At 71.9% G+C, this 14,801-nt stretch carries 14 protein-coding genes and 1 pseudogene; 9 read left to right on the top strand and 6 right to left on the bottom strand.

From position 1 onward, the window contains the following. Window positions 1-73 precede the first annotated feature (73 nt). The 4 genes and pseudogenes from dapA to ACGFMK_RS15245 all read left to right on the top strand — a co-directional run. Window positions 74-1,087: a 4-hydroxy-tetrahydrodipicolinate synthase gene (dapA, locus tag ACGFMK_RS15260; protein WP_392762564.1), complete on the top strand. Its 1,014-nt coding sequence runs from the start codon at window positions 74-76 to the stop codon at window positions 1,085-1,087. Then, entirely contained in the window at window positions 1,084-2,781 is a 1,698-nt protein-coding gene (locus ACGFMK_RS15255; RefSeq protein ID WP_392762562.1) for a ribonuclease J, read from the top strand. The genes dapA and ACGFMK_RS15255 overlap by 4 nt, the downstream gene beginning before the upstream one ends. Window positions 2,782-3,141: 360 nt before the next feature. After that, window positions 3,142-4,794, top strand: coding sequence for a VWA domain-containing protein (locus tag ACGFMK_RS15250; protein WP_392762559.1), 1,653 nt, complete (start codon window positions 3,142-3,144; stop codon window positions 4,792-4,794). Window positions 4,795-4,889: 95 nt separating this feature from the next. Further along, window positions 4,890-5,201 (top strand): annotated as a pseudogene (locus ACGFMK_RS15245) (TIR domain-containing protein); the annotation flags it as partial. On the opposite strand, the gene ACGFMK_RS15240 reads toward ACGFMK_RS15245, so the two are convergent. Genes ACGFMK_RS15240 through ACGFMK_RS15230 form a run of 3 tightly spaced genes read right to left on the bottom strand, consistent with a single transcriptional unit; the run spans window position 5,191 to window position 7,670 of the window. After that, the gene (locus tag ACGFMK_RS15240) at window positions 5,191-6,138 is read right to left on the bottom strand and encodes a DMT family transporter (RefSeq protein ID WP_392762556.1); all 948 of its coding nucleotides are present in this window, start codon (window positions 6,136-6,138) and stop codon (window positions 5,191-5,193) included. The pseudogene ACGFMK_RS15245 and the gene ACGFMK_RS15240 overlap by 11 nt on opposite strands. Window positions 6,139-6,187: 49 nt before the next feature. Beyond that, window positions 6,188-6,805, bottom strand: coding sequence for an NAD(P)H:quinone oxidoreductase (wrbA, locus tag ACGFMK_RS15235; protein WP_392762553.1), 618 nt, complete (start codon window positions 6,803-6,805; stop codon window positions 6,188-6,190). A 55-nt stretch (window positions 6,806-6,860) separates the two neighbouring features. Continuing rightward, the gene (locus ACGFMK_RS15230) at window positions 6,861-7,670 is read right to left on the bottom strand and encodes a lysophospholipid acyltransferase family protein (protein ID WP_392762854.1); all 810 of its coding nucleotides are present in this window, start codon (window positions 7,668-7,670) and stop codon (window positions 6,861-6,863) included. Between the two features lie 126 nt (window positions 7,671-7,796). Between ACGFMK_RS15230 and ACGFMK_RS15225 the strand changes: the two genes are divergently transcribed. Beyond that, entirely contained in the window at window positions 7,797-10,301 is a 2,505-nt protein-coding gene (locus ACGFMK_RS15225) for a DNA translocase FtsK (RefSeq protein WP_392762551.1), read from the top strand. A 36-nt stretch (window positions 10,302-10,337) separates the two neighbouring features. Beyond that, window positions 10,338-10,748, top strand: coding sequence for a hypothetical protein (locus ACGFMK_RS15220; protein WP_392762549.1), 411 nt, complete (start codon window positions 10,338-10,340; stop codon window positions 10,746-10,748). Here the strand turns inward: ACGFMK_RS15220 and ACGFMK_RS15215 are convergent. The 3 genes from ACGFMK_RS15215 to ACGFMK_RS15205 form a co-directional block, all read right to left on the bottom strand. Further along, window positions 10,741-11,367, bottom strand: coding sequence for a nitroreductase family protein (locus ACGFMK_RS15215; protein WP_392762546.1), 627 nt, complete (start codon window positions 11,365-11,367; stop codon window positions 10,741-10,743). The genes ACGFMK_RS15220 and ACGFMK_RS15215 overlap by 8 nt on opposite strands. A 46-nt stretch (window positions 11,368-11,413) precedes the next feature. After that, window positions 11,414-11,848, bottom strand: coding sequence for a phospholipase (locus tag ACGFMK_RS15210; RefSeq protein WP_392762543.1), 435 nt, complete (start codon window positions 11,846-11,848; stop codon window positions 11,414-11,416). Between the two features lie 159 nt (window positions 11,849-12,007). Next, window positions 12,008-12,526 carry an amino-acid N-acetyltransferase gene (locus ACGFMK_RS15205; RefSeq protein ID WP_392762851.1) on the bottom strand — a complete coding sequence of 173 codons (519 nt, stop codon included), beginning with the start codon at window positions 12,524-12,526 and terminating at the stop codon, window positions 12,008-12,010. A gap of 87 nt (window positions 12,527-12,613) precedes the next feature. Between ACGFMK_RS15205 and rimO the strand changes: the two genes are divergently transcribed. From rimO to ACGFMK_RS15190, 3 genes are all read left to right on the top strand, one after another. Then, entirely contained in the window at window positions 12,614-14,050 is a 1,437-nt protein-coding gene (rimO, locus tag ACGFMK_RS15200) for a 30S ribosomal protein S12 methylthiotransferase RimO (RefSeq protein ID WP_392762541.1), read from the top strand. Then, a complete protein-coding gene (gene pgsA / locus ACGFMK_RS15195; RefSeq protein WP_323331431.1) occupies window positions 14,047-14,703 on the top strand; it encodes a CDP-diacylglycerol--glycerol-3-phosphate 3-phosphatidyltransferase in 657 nt (218 codons plus the stop codon). The genes rimO and pgsA overlap by 4 nt, the downstream gene beginning before the upstream one ends. 2 nt (window positions 14,704-14,705) lie before the next feature. After that, window positions 14,706-14,801, top strand: a 96-nt coding sequence (locus tag ACGFMK_RS15190) for a CinA family protein (RefSeq protein WP_392762848.1), incomplete at its 3' end; no start/stop codon positions are given.

Here is a 14,801-nt window from a genome sequence, read left to right as displayed (position 1 = left end):
GAAATCCTCCGCACTTCGCGTACCCGACCAGGTCGGCGCGGTTTTCGACAGAGGGACGGGGTACCGTCTGGGCATGTCCAACCCACCTGCCGCAGCGCCCGGACGGCCGTTCGGGCGCGTGCTCACCGCGATGGCCACCCCCTTCGACGCCGACGGCGCCTTGGACCTGAAGCGGGCGCAGGAGCTGGCCGAGCACCTCGTGGACCTGGGGAACGACGGCCTGGTCGTCAACGGCACCACCGGCGAGAGCCCCACCACGACCGACACGGAGAAGCAGGAGCTGATCCGCGCCGTGGTCGAGGCCGTCGGCGACCGCGCGACGATCGTGGCCGGCGCGGGCACCAACAACACGGCGCACAGCATCGAGCAGGCGAAGCAGGCCGAAGCGGCCGGCGCGCACGGCCTGCTGGTCGTCACCCCGTACTACTCGCGTCCCAGCCAGGCCGGGCTGTACGCGCACTTCACCACCGTCGCCGACAGCACCGGCCTGCCGGTGCTGCTCTACGACATCCCGCCGCGCTCGATCGTCCCGATCGAGGTCGACACGCTGCTGCGGCTGGCCGAGCACCCGCGGATCGTCGCGGTCAAGGACGCCAAGGGCGACCTGATCGCCGGCTCCGAGGTCATCGCCAACACCCACCTCGCGTACTACTCGGGTGACGACGGCCTGAACCTGCCCTGGCTGTCGGTCGGCGGCGTCGGCGTGGTGAGTGTGATCGGTCACGTCGTCGCGGGCCGGATCCGCGCGATGATCGACGCCTACGAGAACGGCGACACGTCCACCGCGCGCACCAACCACCGCGGCATGCTGCCGGTGCTGCGGGCGATGTCGCGGGTCGGCGGGGTCGCGTTCAGCAAGGCGGCCCTGCGCCTGCGCGGCTTCGACATCGGCGACCCGCGCCTCCCGATCGTGGCCCCGACCACCGAGCAGACGGCCCTGATCGCCGCCGATCTGGCCCAGGGCGGCGTGCCGCTGGGCGACACGGCGGCTCAGGACTGGCATGGTGAGCGGGTGGCACATGCAGACTCGAGGGCCGCCTACGTGGCGCCGACCTCGCACACCAGCGTTGGGACCCTGCCTCGGTGAGCTCACTACCCCCAGGTCCAGGCCCCACCAACGCCCCTCCCGCGCTTCCCGACGGAGCCCTGCGCGTGGTCGCGCTCGGCGGCATCGGCGAGGTCGGGCGCAACATGACCGTCTTCGAGTTCGCCGGCCGGCTGCTCATCGTCGACTGCGGGGTGCTCTTCCCCGAGGACGACCAGCCCGGCGTCGACCTGATCCTGCCCGACTTCCGCGCGATCGAGGACCGTCTCGAGGACATCGACGGACTGGTGCTCACCCACGGGCACGAGGACCACATCGGTGCCGTCCCGTTCCTCCTGCGCCTGCGGCCGGACCTGCCGATCTACGGCTCGAGGTTCACCAACGCGCTGCTCGCGGCGAAGGCCAAGGAGCACCGGCAGCGGCCGAAGCTGATCGAGGTCCGCGAGGGGGAGCGCCGCGACGTCGGCGTGTTCAACCTCGAGTTCTTCGCGGTGAACCACTCGATCCCGGACGCGCTGGCCGTCGCCATCCGCACCCCGGCAGGCGTCGTCCTGCACACCGGCGACATCAAGCTCGACCAGCTCCCGCTCGACGGGCGCCTCACCGACCTGGCCGGCTTCTCCCGGCTCGGCGACGAGGGTGTCGACCTGTTCTGCGTCGACTCGACCAACGCCGAGGTCCCCGGGTTCGTGATGCCCGAGCGCGACATCGGCCCGGTGCTCGACGACGTCATCCGCCGCGTGGACCAGCGCGTGATCGTGGCCTGCTTCGCCAGCCACGTGCACCGCGTCCAGCAGGTGCTCGACGCCGCGCACCGGCACGGCCGCCGGATCGCGTTCGTCGGCCGGTCGATGGTCCGCAACATGGGCATCGCCGCCGAGCTGGGCCTGCTCAACGTGCCGGACGGCCTGCTGGTCGACCTCGACCAGGCGAGCAACCTCCCGGAGAGCAAGGTCCTGTTCGTCTCCACGGGTTCGCAGGGCGAGCCGCTCTCGGCACTGTCGCGGATGGCGCGCGGCGAGCACCGGCAGATCTCGATCCGCGCGGGCGACACCGTCGTGCTGGCCAGCTCGATGATCCCGGGCAACGAGACCGCGGTGTTCGGCGTGGTCAACGGCCTGACCCGGCTCGGCGCGAACGTCGTGCACCAGGGCAACGCCAAGGTGCACGTGTCCGGCCACGCGTCGGCGGGGGAGCTGCTCTACCTGTACAACGCCGTCCGCCCGAGCAACGTCATGCCGGTCCACGGCGAGTGGAAGCACCTGAAGGCCAATGCCGAGCTGGCGATCCGCACCGGCGTCGCGGCGGACAACGTGGTGATCGCCGAAGACGGCGTGGTCGTCGACCTGGTCGACGGCAAGGCCACCCGCACCGGCCGCGTCGAGGTCGGGCACGTCTACGTCGACGGCCTCTCGGTCGGCGACGTCGGCGAGTCGACCCTGTCCGACCGGCTGGTGCTGGGCGAGGGCGGGTTCATCTCGATCAGCGTCGCGATCGAGTCCGCCACCGGCCGCCCGGTCAGCGCCCCGACGGTGTCCGGCCGCGGCTTCTCCGACGACCCGAAGGCGCTCGACGCCGTCGTGCCGCTGGTGGAGATGGAGCTGGCGCGCACGGAGGCCGAAGGCATCACCGACACCCACCGCATCGCCCAGGCGGTCCGCCGGGTGGTCGGCCGCTGGGTCGCCGACACCTACCGCCGCCGTCCGATGATCGTCCCGACGGTCATCCCGGTCTAGACCGCTACGCCGTGAGGGGCGCCTTCAGGGATCTGACGTCCTGAAGGTGCCCCTCACGGCGTTTCAGCGCCCGGCTTTGGCGAGCAGCAGGGCCACGGCCACCGTGGCCGTCTGCCGGGCCAGGTCCCACCGGGCCCGGCGCTGTTCGGTGCGTGTCGGCTTCATGCGAACCCCCTTCGACGGCACCCAGTGTTCCGCGAGGAGGGGCCCGGAACATCCCGCCGGAGGACGAATCGCCTCCGACCCGGGGATGAGGTTTCCCCGGGATGCAGCGGTACTTACGCCGTCCGGACCACGTGCCGCCACTGGACCGCGGTCTAGCCTTGGAGCACACCCGCCTCGGGAAGAGAGGCCGCGCCGATGGGACGTCATTCGCCGGACGGGCGACGACGCCGGCTGCTCGTGCCCGCCCTGGCGACCGGTCTCGTGGTCGTGCTCGGGGCCGCGGCCTGGGTCACCGTCTCGGTGGTGCGGTCCCGTCCTACTTGTGAGAACCCGGCGAAGGTCCTCGTCACGGCGTCCCCGGACGTCGCGCCCGCGCTGTCGCTGGTCGCGCGCGGTCTCGACCTCGGCTGCGGTTCCGTCGAGGTCCAGACCCGTGAGGCGACGCTGGCCGCCGAGGGGCTCGCGATGTCCGACGGCAGCCCGCGGCCGCAGGTCTGGGTGCCCGACTCCACCCTCGCGCTGCGCCGCGCCCACCAGCTCGGCGCCGCCGACGTCCCCGAGACGGGCGCGTCGGTGGCCAGCTCGCCGGTGGTCCTGGCCGTCGCGGAGGCCGCGGCGAAGGGCCTCGGCTGGCCGTCGCGCACCTTGACCTGGGCGGACGTCCTCGCACCGGACGCGGCGGGGATCGTCACCGGCATGCCCGACCCGGCCCGCGACGCGGTCGGCGCGACCGCCCTGCTCGGGATCCGCGCCTCGGTGCGGCCGGGCCCCGACGCCGCGGCGGCGTTCGTCGCGCAGCTGCGGCGGTTCTCGGCGAACACGCTCGGCGGGGACACCGACCTCATCGCGCGGCTGCCGGAATCGAGCGAGGGCACCGGAGCGGGTTCGGTGACGGCGTTCCCGGCGTCGGAGAACTCGTTGCTGCGCCACAACATCGAGGACGCGACGTCGCCGCTGGTCGCCGTCTACTCGACCGCCGTGCCCACTTTGGACTACCCGTTCGCCGAGCTGGGCGGGATCACGCCGCCGCAGCAGCGGATCGTCGACAAGCTGCGCGACGCGATGCTCAACGGCTCGGGCGGCGACGCCATCACGAAGACCGGCCTGCGGGCCGCGGGCGGCCAGGCGCTGCGCGAGCACACCGGCGACCCGCGGGTGTCGCCCCCGGGCTTCTGGACGGTCGGCCTGCCGGACGCCGCCGACGTCGACCAGCTGCTCAGCCAGTGGGCGGGGATCAACCTGAGCGCGCGGGTCCAGGTGCTGCTGGACGTCTCGGGTTCGATGAACGCGCAGGTGCCGGGGACCGGGCTGAACCGGATGCAGCTGACCACCGAGGCCACGGCCAAGGCGCTGCACCTGTTCAAGCCGACGACGCAGCTGCGGATGCTGGAGTTCTCGACCCGCCTGGACGGTGACAAGGACTACCGCGAGATCCTCCCGATGGCGCCGGTCGCGCAGCACCTGGCCAGCGGCGCGCTCGACAAGCTGAACCAGCTCAAGGCCACCGCCGACGGCGGAACGGGGCTCTACGACAGCGTGCTGGAGACGTACCGCACGGCGCGGCGCGAGTGGGAGCCCGGCCGGCTGAACCTGGTGATCGTCGTGACGGACGGCCGCAACGAGGACCCGAAGGGCATCAGCCGCGCGGACCTGCTGACGGAGCTGGCCAAACTGCAGGACCCGAGACGCCCGATCCGGCTGATCGGGGTGGGCGTCGGCCCGGACGCGGACAAGGCGGAGCTGGACGACCTGACCAAGGCCACGGGCGGAAGCGCCTTCGTGGCCGCGGACCCGGCCAAGATCACCGAAGTGTTCTTCGGCGCGTTGAGCCGGATCGCCGGCGGCTGACGTTCGGTGATCGCCGTACGTCGCAGACATTCACGGTTGCGCGGGCACGAGCACGCGGATGACGACGGCGATCCGGACCTGCCGCGACCGGACAAGCTCGGCCGAACGTGCTCTACGAGGCGGGTATGGCGTCCGGCCGATATCCGGAGCACACCGTGCTGGTCGAGTTCGGGAAGGTGCGATCGCTCACCGACATCGCAGGCCGGTCCGACGACGACGCCGAACTCACGTTGAGCCTGAAGGGGACGCTCTCCTTCGAGGACAAGCCCGTCGGTTCGGTCAGCGGATCTGTGCCGAACCTTTCCGGCAGTGCACGCCGGGCGTTCGAGCTCACCGAGCGGGACAGCACGCCGAGTTTCGGCAGACCCACGGGAAAAGAGCGCATTGTGCGTGGAGTCAGGCGGTGAGGATCGGCGAGTGGCGCTGCACGATGTAGGCGCCGACCAGCAGGATCGCCGAGCCGAGCAGCTGCGGCCACGCGAGCTCCTCGCCGATCAGCAGCCACGCGGCGACCGTCGTGATCACCGGTTCGACCAGCCCGAGCACGCTCGCCACCGACGCGGGCAGGTGCCGCAGCGACGAGATGCCGCAGGCGTAGGCGAGCACCGTCGCCACCAGGACCAGCAGGACCATCAGCAGCCAGACGGGCGGGTGCCAGGCGCCGAACTCGACGCCGGCGTCGAGCAGGCGCATCGGCCACGTCCACGGCGGCGCGACGACGCAGATCGCGACCGCACCGAGCACCATGCCCCAGGTGACCAGGCCCAGCGGGTCGATGTCGGCGACGGCGCGTTCACCGAGCAGGAAGTAGCCGGCCGAGCAGAGGGCCGCGCCGAAGCCGGCCAGCAGCCCGACGCCGTCCAGCGTGACGCCCTGCCAGACCTGGGCGACCAGCGACAGGCCGGCCATCGCCAGCGCGATGCCGCCCCACACCGGCCGCGGCAGCCGGTGGCGCCGCACGAACCGCACCCAGAGCGCGATGAGCACCGGCGAGACGAACTCCAGCAGGATGGCGATGCCGACCGGGATCCGGCCCGCGGCGACGAAGTACAGCAGCTGCACGCCGGCCACGCCGAGCAGGCCGTACCCGAGCAGCACCGGGAGGTGCTCGCGGCGCACCTTCAGCTTCCGCGGCGCGAACAGCGCCACGCCGGCGAGCAGCACGAGCCCGGCCAGCGTGATCCGCGCCGCGGCCACCTGCTCCGGGGTGATCCCGGCGGACATCGCGGACTTGCCCAGCGTGCCCGACGTGCTGAAGAACAGGGCGGCGAGCAGGACGAGCGTGGTCCCGCGGGCGCGCGAGGCGACCCGGGGTGGCGCGACGACGGGCAGTTCGGTGGTCACCGTCGCGACTTTAAGGGCCGCCCGGACACCACCAAAGCGGTTTTCCGGGTTACTCCCGGTCCTGCTTGAGCCCGGTCGCGACGTGCGTCGTGATGGTGGCCAGCCGCCGCCCCTGCACCCGCAGCGCGCCGAGCGCGAGCTCGTCCGGTGACGCCGACTTGCGCGAGACGAACGAGCCGCCGTACGGGTTGCCGGACTCCATCAGGTGCGGGTCGGTGTAGCCGAGCGGCACGACGATCGCGCCCCAGTGGTAGAAGACATTGTTGATCGCCAGCAGCGTGGACTCCAGCCCGCCGTGCGAGGTCGACGCCGTGGTGAACGACGTCGCGACCTTGTCCGCCAGCTTTCCCTGCGCCCACAACCCACCCGTGCTGTCCAAATAGGACTTCAACTGGGCGGCCGGCCCGCCGAACCGGGTCGGGCTGCCGACGGCGAGGCCGTCGGCCCACCGGAGGTCGTCGAGCGTGGCGAGCTCGTGGTGCGGACCCGAGTCGATCCAGGCCTGCCAGCGCCGGTTCTGCGCGATGGCCTCGGCGGGCACCGTCTCCGGCACGGTCCGCACCCGCACCTCGGCCCCGGTCTCGGCCGCCCCCGCGGCGAGCGCCTCGGCGAGGGCGGCGGTGTTCCCGGTCGAGCTGTAGTAGACGACGAGTATCCGTGTGCTCACCGGCCCGACTCTAGGGGCAGGCGGCCACGAGTCTCAGGATCCGGACTCCCGGACCTCAGGGCTTGGGCTTCCAGGGGCTGACGGTGTCGGTCGGCCGGGTCGGGTCGTGGAACCGGGGCCGGTCCAGCTCGCCCGCGCGCAGCGGGACCAGGCCGTCCGTGATCGCCTGCATGATCTTCGCGTGGGCTCGCACCCCCGCGCCGGGGCGGGACGGCTCGACGTCCGACAGGTCCACCGGGTCGCCGAAGTGCACCCGGAACTTCGGGCGGCGCAGCGGCGCGCTCAGGCCGGAGCGGGCCAGCGGGACCAGGTCGGCCGGGCCGTTGACGGTCTCCGTGCCCCAGTAGACGGCCTCGTGCGCGCCCCACTGGCTGATCGGGATCACCGGGACGCCCGCGGCCAGCGCCAGGCGCGCCGCGCCGGTCTTGCCGCGCTCCGGCCACAGGCCCGGGTCGTGGCTGATCCGGCCCTCGGGGTAGACGATGAGCGGCTCGCGCGTGGTCTTCAGCGCCTCGACGGCCTCGGTGAACTGCCCGACCGCCGTCGCCGCGACCTTCCGGTCCACCCGCAGGTGCCCGCTCACCCGCAGCGCCGGCCCGATCACCGGGGCGTCCAGGATGCCGCCGGCCAGCATGAACACCGGGTTGATCCCGATCCGCTTGCACGCGGCCATCAGCACGAACGCGTCGAACACGCCGATGTGGTTCGCGGTCATCAGCAGCGGCCGTCCCCGCAGCTGGGCCGGGATCCGGCCGGTCACGGTGAGGCGCCCGACGAGGTTCACCAGCCCGCGGTCGATGTTCAGCATGGTCCGCCAGATGGCCGGGGCACGGCGGGACGAGTCGTCGGTGCGCAGCGCGAACATGCGCAGAGCATGGCAGACGCCGATTTCACCCGGATGGCCCCTCATGCCCCGACTGTGAGGCAGAAGTTCACGATGCGCTGAGAGTGGCGCATGTGACGAAACGTCCGGGGCGGTTACCGTTGGAGCATGGCTGGGTCGGCGACGAGGAAGCGAAGTACGGGTAGCGGCGCGAAGGGAGCAGCGGCGCGCAAGCCCCGTACTCCGGCGAAGCCACGTACCTCGGCCGCCCGCAAGCCCGCTGCCCGCAAGCCGGCCCCGCGGCGCAAGACGCCGGGGGTGTTCGGCAAGGGCGTCCGCGGCACCTGGAACCTGCTGGCCAAGGGCCTCGGGACGCTGGCGCGCACCGTCGGCCGCACGCGGGAGCTGGAGCCCGAGCACCGCCGCGACGGCCTCGCGCTGGGCCTGATCGCCCTGGCCATCATCGCCGCGGTCGGCGTCTGGTGGCGCGCGGCCGGCCCGATCGGCGCGGCCGTCGAGATCGCCACCCGGACCGTCCTCGGGGCCGGCGCCGTCACGTTGCCGCTGGTCCTGGTCGTGGTCGCGGTCGCGCTGATGCGGTCCGAACCGCACCCGGAGACCCGGCCGCGGATGGTCGTCGGCACGATCATGGTCGTGCTGTCCGTGCTCGGGATGCTACACATCTTCACCGCGCTCCCGGACACCAACGACGCCCGGATGTACGCCGGCGGCATCATCGGCGCCTTCTCCGGCGGGCTGCTCACCATGGGCGTCACCACCTGGGTCGCGGTGCCGCTGCTGATCCTCGCGCTCGTGTTCGGCGTGCTCGTGTTCACCGGCACGCCGGTGCGCGAGATCCCGCAGCGCCTGCGCAACTGGGGCCTCGACGAGGAGGAGATCGCCGAGGCCGAGCAGGGCGCCGGCTTCGCGACCGACGAAGGCGCCGTCACCGAGGCCGACCCGAAGACCGCGCGCCTGCGCAAGCCGTCGCGGCGCCGCCAGGCGGCCGACGCGAACCCCGAGCAGCTGGACCTCGACGCCGCGCTGGCCGAAATGCCGACGCCGATCAAGCCCCCGAAGGCCAGCGCTGCGCTGCCCAAGCCGCCCGCCGAGGTACCGGAGAAGAAGCCGAAGAAGCCTGCGGACCCCCCGTTGGCGGTCACCCGGACGGTGGAAGGCGACTACCAGCTGCCGCCGCCGGACCTGCTGAAGCTCGGCGACGCGCCGAAGTCCCGCAGCAAGGCCAACGACGCCATGATCGAGGCGATCACCGGCGTGCTGGAGCAGTTCAGCATCGACGCGCAGGTCACCGGCTTCACCCGCGGCCCGACGGTGACGCGGTACGAGGTCGAACTCGGCCCGGGCGTCAAGGTCGAGAAGATCACCGCGCTGACCAAGAACATCGCCTACGCCGTCGCCACCGACAACGTCCGGCTGCTGGCGCCGATCCCCGGCAAGTCCGCCGTCGGCATCGAGGTGCCGAACTCCGACCGCGAGATGGTCCGCCTGGGTGACGTCCTGCGCGCGCCGACCACGGTCAAGGACAACCACCCGATGGTGATCGGCCTCGGCAAGGACATCGAGGGCCACTTCGTCACCGCGAACCTGACGAAGATGCCCCACCTGCTGGTCGCCGGTTCGACCGGTTCCGGTAAGTCGAGCTTCGTCAACTCGATGCTGGTGTCGCTGCTCGCGCGGGCGACGCCGGACGAGTGCCGGATGATCCTGATCGACCCGAAGATGGTCGAGCTGACGCCGTACGAGGGCATCCCGCACCTGATCACGCCCATCATCACCCAGCCGAAGAAGGCCGCCGCCGCGCTGGCCTGGCTGGTGGAGGAGATGGAGCAGCGCTACCAGGACATGCAGGTCAACAAGGTCCGGCACATCGACGACTACAACAAGAAGGTCAAGTCGGGCGAGATCACCGCGCCGCCCGGGTCCGAGCGCGAGTACCGGCCGTACCCGTACATCATGGCGATCGTCGACGAGCTCGCCGACCTGATGATGACCGCCCCGCGCGACGTCGAGGACGCGATCGTCCGGATCACCCAGAAGGCCCGTGCCGCGGGTATCCACCTGGTCCTGGCCACGCAGCGGCCGTCGGTCGACGTCGTCACCGGCCTGATCAAGACCAACGTGCCCTCGCGCCTGGCGTTCGCGACGTCGTCGCTGACCGACTCGCGGGTCATCCTCGACCAGCCGGGCGCGGAGAAGCTGATCGGCATGGGCGACGCGCTCTACCTGCCGATGGGCGCCGGCAAGCCGGTCCGCATCCAGGGCGCGTTCGTCGGCGACGAGGAGATTTCCTCGGTCGTCAACTACGCCAAGGAGCAGGCGCAGCCGGACTACCAGGACGGCGTCACCGCGCAGAAGGCCGGCGAGAAGAAGGAGATCGACCCGGACATCGGCGACGACCTCGACGTGCTGATCCAGGCGGCCGAGCTGATCGTGACGTCCCAGTTCGGCTCGACGTCGATGCTGCAGCGCAAGCTGCGGGTCGGCTTCGCCAAGGCCGGCCGCTTGATGGACCTGCTGGAAAGCCGCGGCGTGGTCGGCCCGTCGGAGGGCTCGAAGGCCCGCGACGTGCTGATCAAGCCGGAGGAACTGGAGTCGGTCCTCTTCATGATCCGCGGCGGCGACCCGGTGCCTTCGGACCCGGACGACGAGTAGTGCAACCCGCCGCCGGGTCCGTTCCGTCCTGAGCACATGGACCTGCAGCGCATCGCAGCCGGAGTGTTCGCCCTCGCCGTCGTCGTGGTGGGCGCCGGGAGCTCGGCCGCCTCCGGGCAGGCCGTGTCCTCGACCGTCAGCACCCCGCCCGGGGCGGAGGTGACGCTCCACGCCGGCCAGGAGGCCGCCGTGCAGGGGAAGGACCTGACCGTGCGCTACGTCCGCGTGGTCAGCGACTCCCGGTGCCGCCCGAGCATGACGTGCTTCTGGCAGGGCGAGGCGTCCCTCGCGTTCCTGCTGAGCGAGCCCGGCCGCGGCGAGAGCACCACGGCCGAGCTGCACAGCGGCCCGCGCACCGGCCCGCAGGCGACGTCGTTCGCCGCGAGCCGGGTCGAGCTGGTGTCGGTGAGCGAGGACGGCCAGGAGGCCACCGTCCGCGTCAGCTGAGCGGCGTGCCCCAGTGGTCCAGGTAGGCGACCTCGGACAGCGGGACGCGCGCGGCCGGCTTGAAGTCCTGGACGGTCGTGTACGCCACCGGCAGCAGCCCCACCTGCGTGAAGCCGTCCGGGACACCGAGGATTTCCGCCGCCTCCGCTTCACGCGAGAGGTGGTACGTCGTGAGCGTCGAGCCCAGCCCGCGGGAGCGCAGGGCCAGCTGGAAGCTCCAGACCGCGGGGAAGATGCCGCCGTAGAACGCCGCGTCCGTCGCGTTCTCGCCGCTGGGCCGCCCCTCGAGACAGGGGATGACGAACACCGGGACCCGCTCGATGACGTCGATCAGGTGCCGCCCGGACGCCAGCGACCGGCTCGCGCCGGCGTCGTCTCCGGCCGCGGCCTCCCGGCCCGCCAGGTAGGCCTCGCCGACCTCGCGGAACAGCGCGCCGAGCCGTTCCTTCACGTCCTGGTCGCGCACCACGAGCCAGCGCCACGCCTGGGCGTTGCCCGGGGTGGGAGCCTGCAGGGCCAGGTTCAGGCACTCCTCGAGGACGGCCGGCTCGACCGGGCGGTCGAGGTCGAGCTTCCGCCGGACGGCACGGGTGGTGCTCAGCAGGTGATCGATCTCCATGACCCCATCCTGGCCCGGACCGCGACGGCCCGGGCCAGGAACGGGATCAGCCGCCGAACTTGCGGACGGCCTGGTAGTACGTCCAGGCCGTGCCCTTGCAGACCACGTTGCCGCCGCAGACGCTCTTCAGGTCGTTGTAGAGGTTGTCGTCGATCGTCTTGCGGGTCGTCTCGTTGAAGCGGCCCTGCTTCTTGTAGTTGCGGTAGCCGAAGTCGTGCCGGTGGCAGCCCGGGAGGAACTGGAAGCCGAACGGGGTGTCCGGCGACCAGGAGCAGCCGTCGGACGACCAGTCGAGCTGGCCGTTGTAGGGCTGCTGGGCCCGCGTCGACTCGAAGCCGGACAGCGAGGTGTGGAAGAGGTACTGGTCGGTGACCGTCGGGATGTCGACGGCCGCCGCAGTGCCGGCGCCCATCAGGACGCCCCCGCCGACAGAAACGGCCACCGCCACGGTGGCCCCCAGGTTCCGCAGTGTCGTGCGCATCGTTCTCGTTCCCTTGCCGATCAGGCGGACGGTTGCCGGATCAGCTTCGGGCCTCGGGTGGCGTGCGTCACCGCCCGAAAGAGGGGATTCGGAAAATTCTTCTCGAAGCAGGGGTACCGCGCGTGAATCGTTCAGGTGATCAGGGTTGACACCGGGGGTTCAGAGTTCGAGCAGCATGCGCGAATTGCCCAGGGTGTTCGGCTTGGCGTAGGGCAGGTCGAGGAACTCGGCGACGCCGGTGTCGTGCGAGCGCCGCATCTCCTCGTAGACCTCGTGCGACACCGGGGTGCCGTCGATCTCCACGAAGCCGTGCCCGGCGAAGAAGCCGGTCTCGAAGGTCAGCACGAACAGCCGCTTGAGACCGAGCTCACGCGCCTCGTCGACCAGCCGGGCGACCAGCAGCCGCCCGACACCCTGGCCGCGGGCGGCCTTGTCGACGACCACGGTGCGCAGCTCGGCGATGTCCTCCCACAGCACGTGCAGGGCGGCCGCGCCGAGGACCTCGCCCGCCGCCTCGGCGACCCAGAACTCGTGGACCGCCTCATACAGCGTCACGAGGTCCTTCTCCAGCAGCACGCGGCCCGCGTCCGCGTCGACCAGGGCCTTGATCTTGCGGATGTCGGCGATCCGGGCGCGGCGGACGGTCGGGCGGGGCGAGTCGGACGGCACGATCGTCAACTCAACCACACGCTCCCGGAGGCGGGGCGACACGACCGGGCTACGCCGTCGTCGGGCCGCCCGGGCCCGGCGGCTACCCTGAACGTCGTGCCTTCTCCTGCCACGGAACCTGCCGCCACCCGACGCGTCTCCCTGCTGACCCTGGGCTGCGCCCGCAACGAGGTCGACTCGGAGGAGCTGGCGGGCCGGCTGGCGGCCGGCGGCTGGGAGCTGGCGGCCGATCCGGAGGACTCCGACGTCGTGGTGGTCAACACCTGCGGCTTCGTCGAGTCGGCCAAGAAGGACTCCGTCGACACGCTGCTGGCGGCCTCCGACACGGGCAAGAAGGTCGTCGCGGTCGGCTGCATGGCCGAGCGCTACGGCCACGAGCTGGCCGACAGCCTGCCCGAGGCGGACGCCGTCCTCGGCTTCGACCACTACGCCGAGCTTTCCGACCGCCTCGACGACGTCGTCGCCGGGCGCAAGGTCGCCTCGCACACCCCGGGCGACCGCCGCAAGCTGCTGCCGATCAGCCCGGTCCAGCGGCCCGCCGCGGCCGAGAACGTCGAGGTCCCGGGCCACGCGCAGCACGGCTGGGGCCCGCGGGTGCTGCGCACGCGCCTCGACGACTCCCCGGTGGCCGCGCTGAAGATCGCCTCCGGCTGCGACCGCCGCTGCTCGTTCTGCGCGATCCCGTCGTTCCGCGGTTCCTTCGTGTCGCGGCAGCCGGACGAGATCGTCGCCGAGGCGATGTGGCTGGCCGAGCACGGCGTCAAGGAACTGTTCCTGGTCAGCGAGAACTCGACGTCCTACGGCAAGGACTTCGGCCGCGACGGCGCCACCGCGCTGGAGCGGCTGCTGCCGCGGCTGGCGGAGGTCGAGGGCATCGAGCGGGTCCGCGTCTCCTACCTGCAGCCGGCCGAGACGCGCCCGCAGCTGGTCAAGGCCATCGCGACCACGCCGGGGGTCGCCGAGTACTTCGACCTGTCCTTCCAGCACTCCAGCGAGCAGGTGCTGCGCCGGATGCGCCGGTTCGGCTCCACCGACTCGTTCCTGGCGCTGACCGAGCAGATCCGCGAGTACGCGCCCGAGGCCGGCATCCGCACCAACGTGATCGTCGGGTTCCCCGGCGAGACCGAGCACGACCTGGCCGAGCTGGAGCGCTTCCTCACCGGCGCCCGGCTCGACGCGGTCGGCGTCTTCGGCTACTCCGACGAGGACGGCACCGAGGCCGAGGGCTTCGACGGCAAGCTCGACGAGGAAGAGGTCGGCCGCCGGGTCACCCGGATCTCGGCCCTGGTCGAGGAGCTGACCTCGCAGCGCGCCGAGGACCGGATCGGCACCTTCGTCGACGTCCTGGTCGAGCTGGACGACGACGGCGAGCTCACCGGCCGCGCCGCGCACCAGGCCCCCGAGGTCGACGGCGAGTGCATCATCCTCGACGCGCCGGAGAAGACGCAGGTCGGTGACTTCCTCCGGTGCGAGGTCGTCGACTCGGCGGGGGTGGACCTGATCGTCCGCGCGTCACCGGACGCCGACCGGTGAGTGCGCTCCCGAGCGACGCCGCGGACGAGGGCCTGGCCCACGCCACGCCGGCCGGCGACGCACCCGCGCAGGTTCCCGAACCGACCCCGGTTCCCACCCTGAACCTGGCGAACCTGCTGACGCTCTCGCGCCTGGTGCTGGTGCCGCTGTTCATCGCGGCCCTGTTCACCGGCGACGGCGTCGACACGACCTGGCGCGCCATCGCCACCGGGCTGTTCGCCGTCGCGTCGGCGACCGACCAGCTCGACGGCTGGGTGGCCCGCAAGTACGGCCTGATCACCGACTTCGGCAAGATCGCCGACCCGATCGCGGACAAGGCGCTGACCGGCGCCGCGCTGGTGGGCTTGAGCATCCTCGGCGAGCTCGGCTGGTGGGTCACGATCGTGATCGCCGTCCGCGAGATCGGCGTCACCCTGCTGCGGTTCTGGGTGATCCGCCACGGCGTCATCCCGGCCAGCCGCGGCGGCAAGGCCAAGACGATGGCCCAGATCGCCGCGATCACCGCGTACCTGCTGCCCTTGCCGGCCGGTGCCGACCCGGTGCGCTGGGCGCTGATGGGCCTGGCCCTGGTGCTGACCGTCGTGACCGGCGTCGACTACCTGGTCCGGGCGGTGCGCCTGCGCGCGGCCGGGCGCCGCGTCACCGGGAGCTGAGCGTGGACGAGAAGGCCCTGGTCGCGGCGCTGCGGGCCCGGGGCGAGACGGTCGCGGCCGCCGAGTCGCTGACCGCCGGGCTGGTCTGCGCCACCCTG

The organism is Amycolatopsis sp. NPDC049252, from assembly GCF_043197175.1.
Lineage (GTDB): Bacteria > Actinomycetota > Actinomycetes > Mycobacteriales > Pseudonocardiaceae > Amycolatopsis.
The sequence above is the reverse complement of the archived record's forward strand: the minus strand, read 5'-3'. Positions and strand labels throughout refer to the sequence as shown.

Coding starts and splice junctions, on each gene's coding strand:
- ACGFMK_RS15250 (WP_392762559.1), top strand. CDS start 3,142: ATGGGACGTCATTCGCCGGACGGGCGACGACGCCGGCTGCTCGTGCCC.
- ACGFMK_RS15225 (WP_392762551.1), top strand. CDS start 7,797: ATGGCTGGGTCGGCGACGAGGAAGCGAAGTACGGGTAGCGGCGCGAAG.
- ACGFMK_RS15210 (WP_392762543.1), bottom strand. CDS start 11,848: ATGCGCACGACACTGCGGAACCTGGGGGCCACCGTGGCGGTGGCCGTT.
- dapA (WP_392762564.1), top strand. CDS start 74: ATGTCCAACCCACCTGCCGCAGCGCCCGGACGGCCGTTCGGGCGCGTG.
- ACGFMK_RS15220 (WP_392762549.1), top strand. CDS start 10,338: ATGGACCTGCAGCGCATCGCAGCCGGAGTGTTCGCCCTCGCCGTCGTC.
- ACGFMK_RS15230 (WP_392762854.1), bottom strand. CDS start 7,670: ATGTTCGCGCTGCGCACCGACGACTCGTCCCGCCGTGCCCCGGCCATC.
- ACGFMK_RS15215 (WP_392762546.1), bottom strand. CDS start 11,367: ATGGAGATCGATCACCTGCTGAGCACCACCCGTGCCGTCCGGCGGAAG.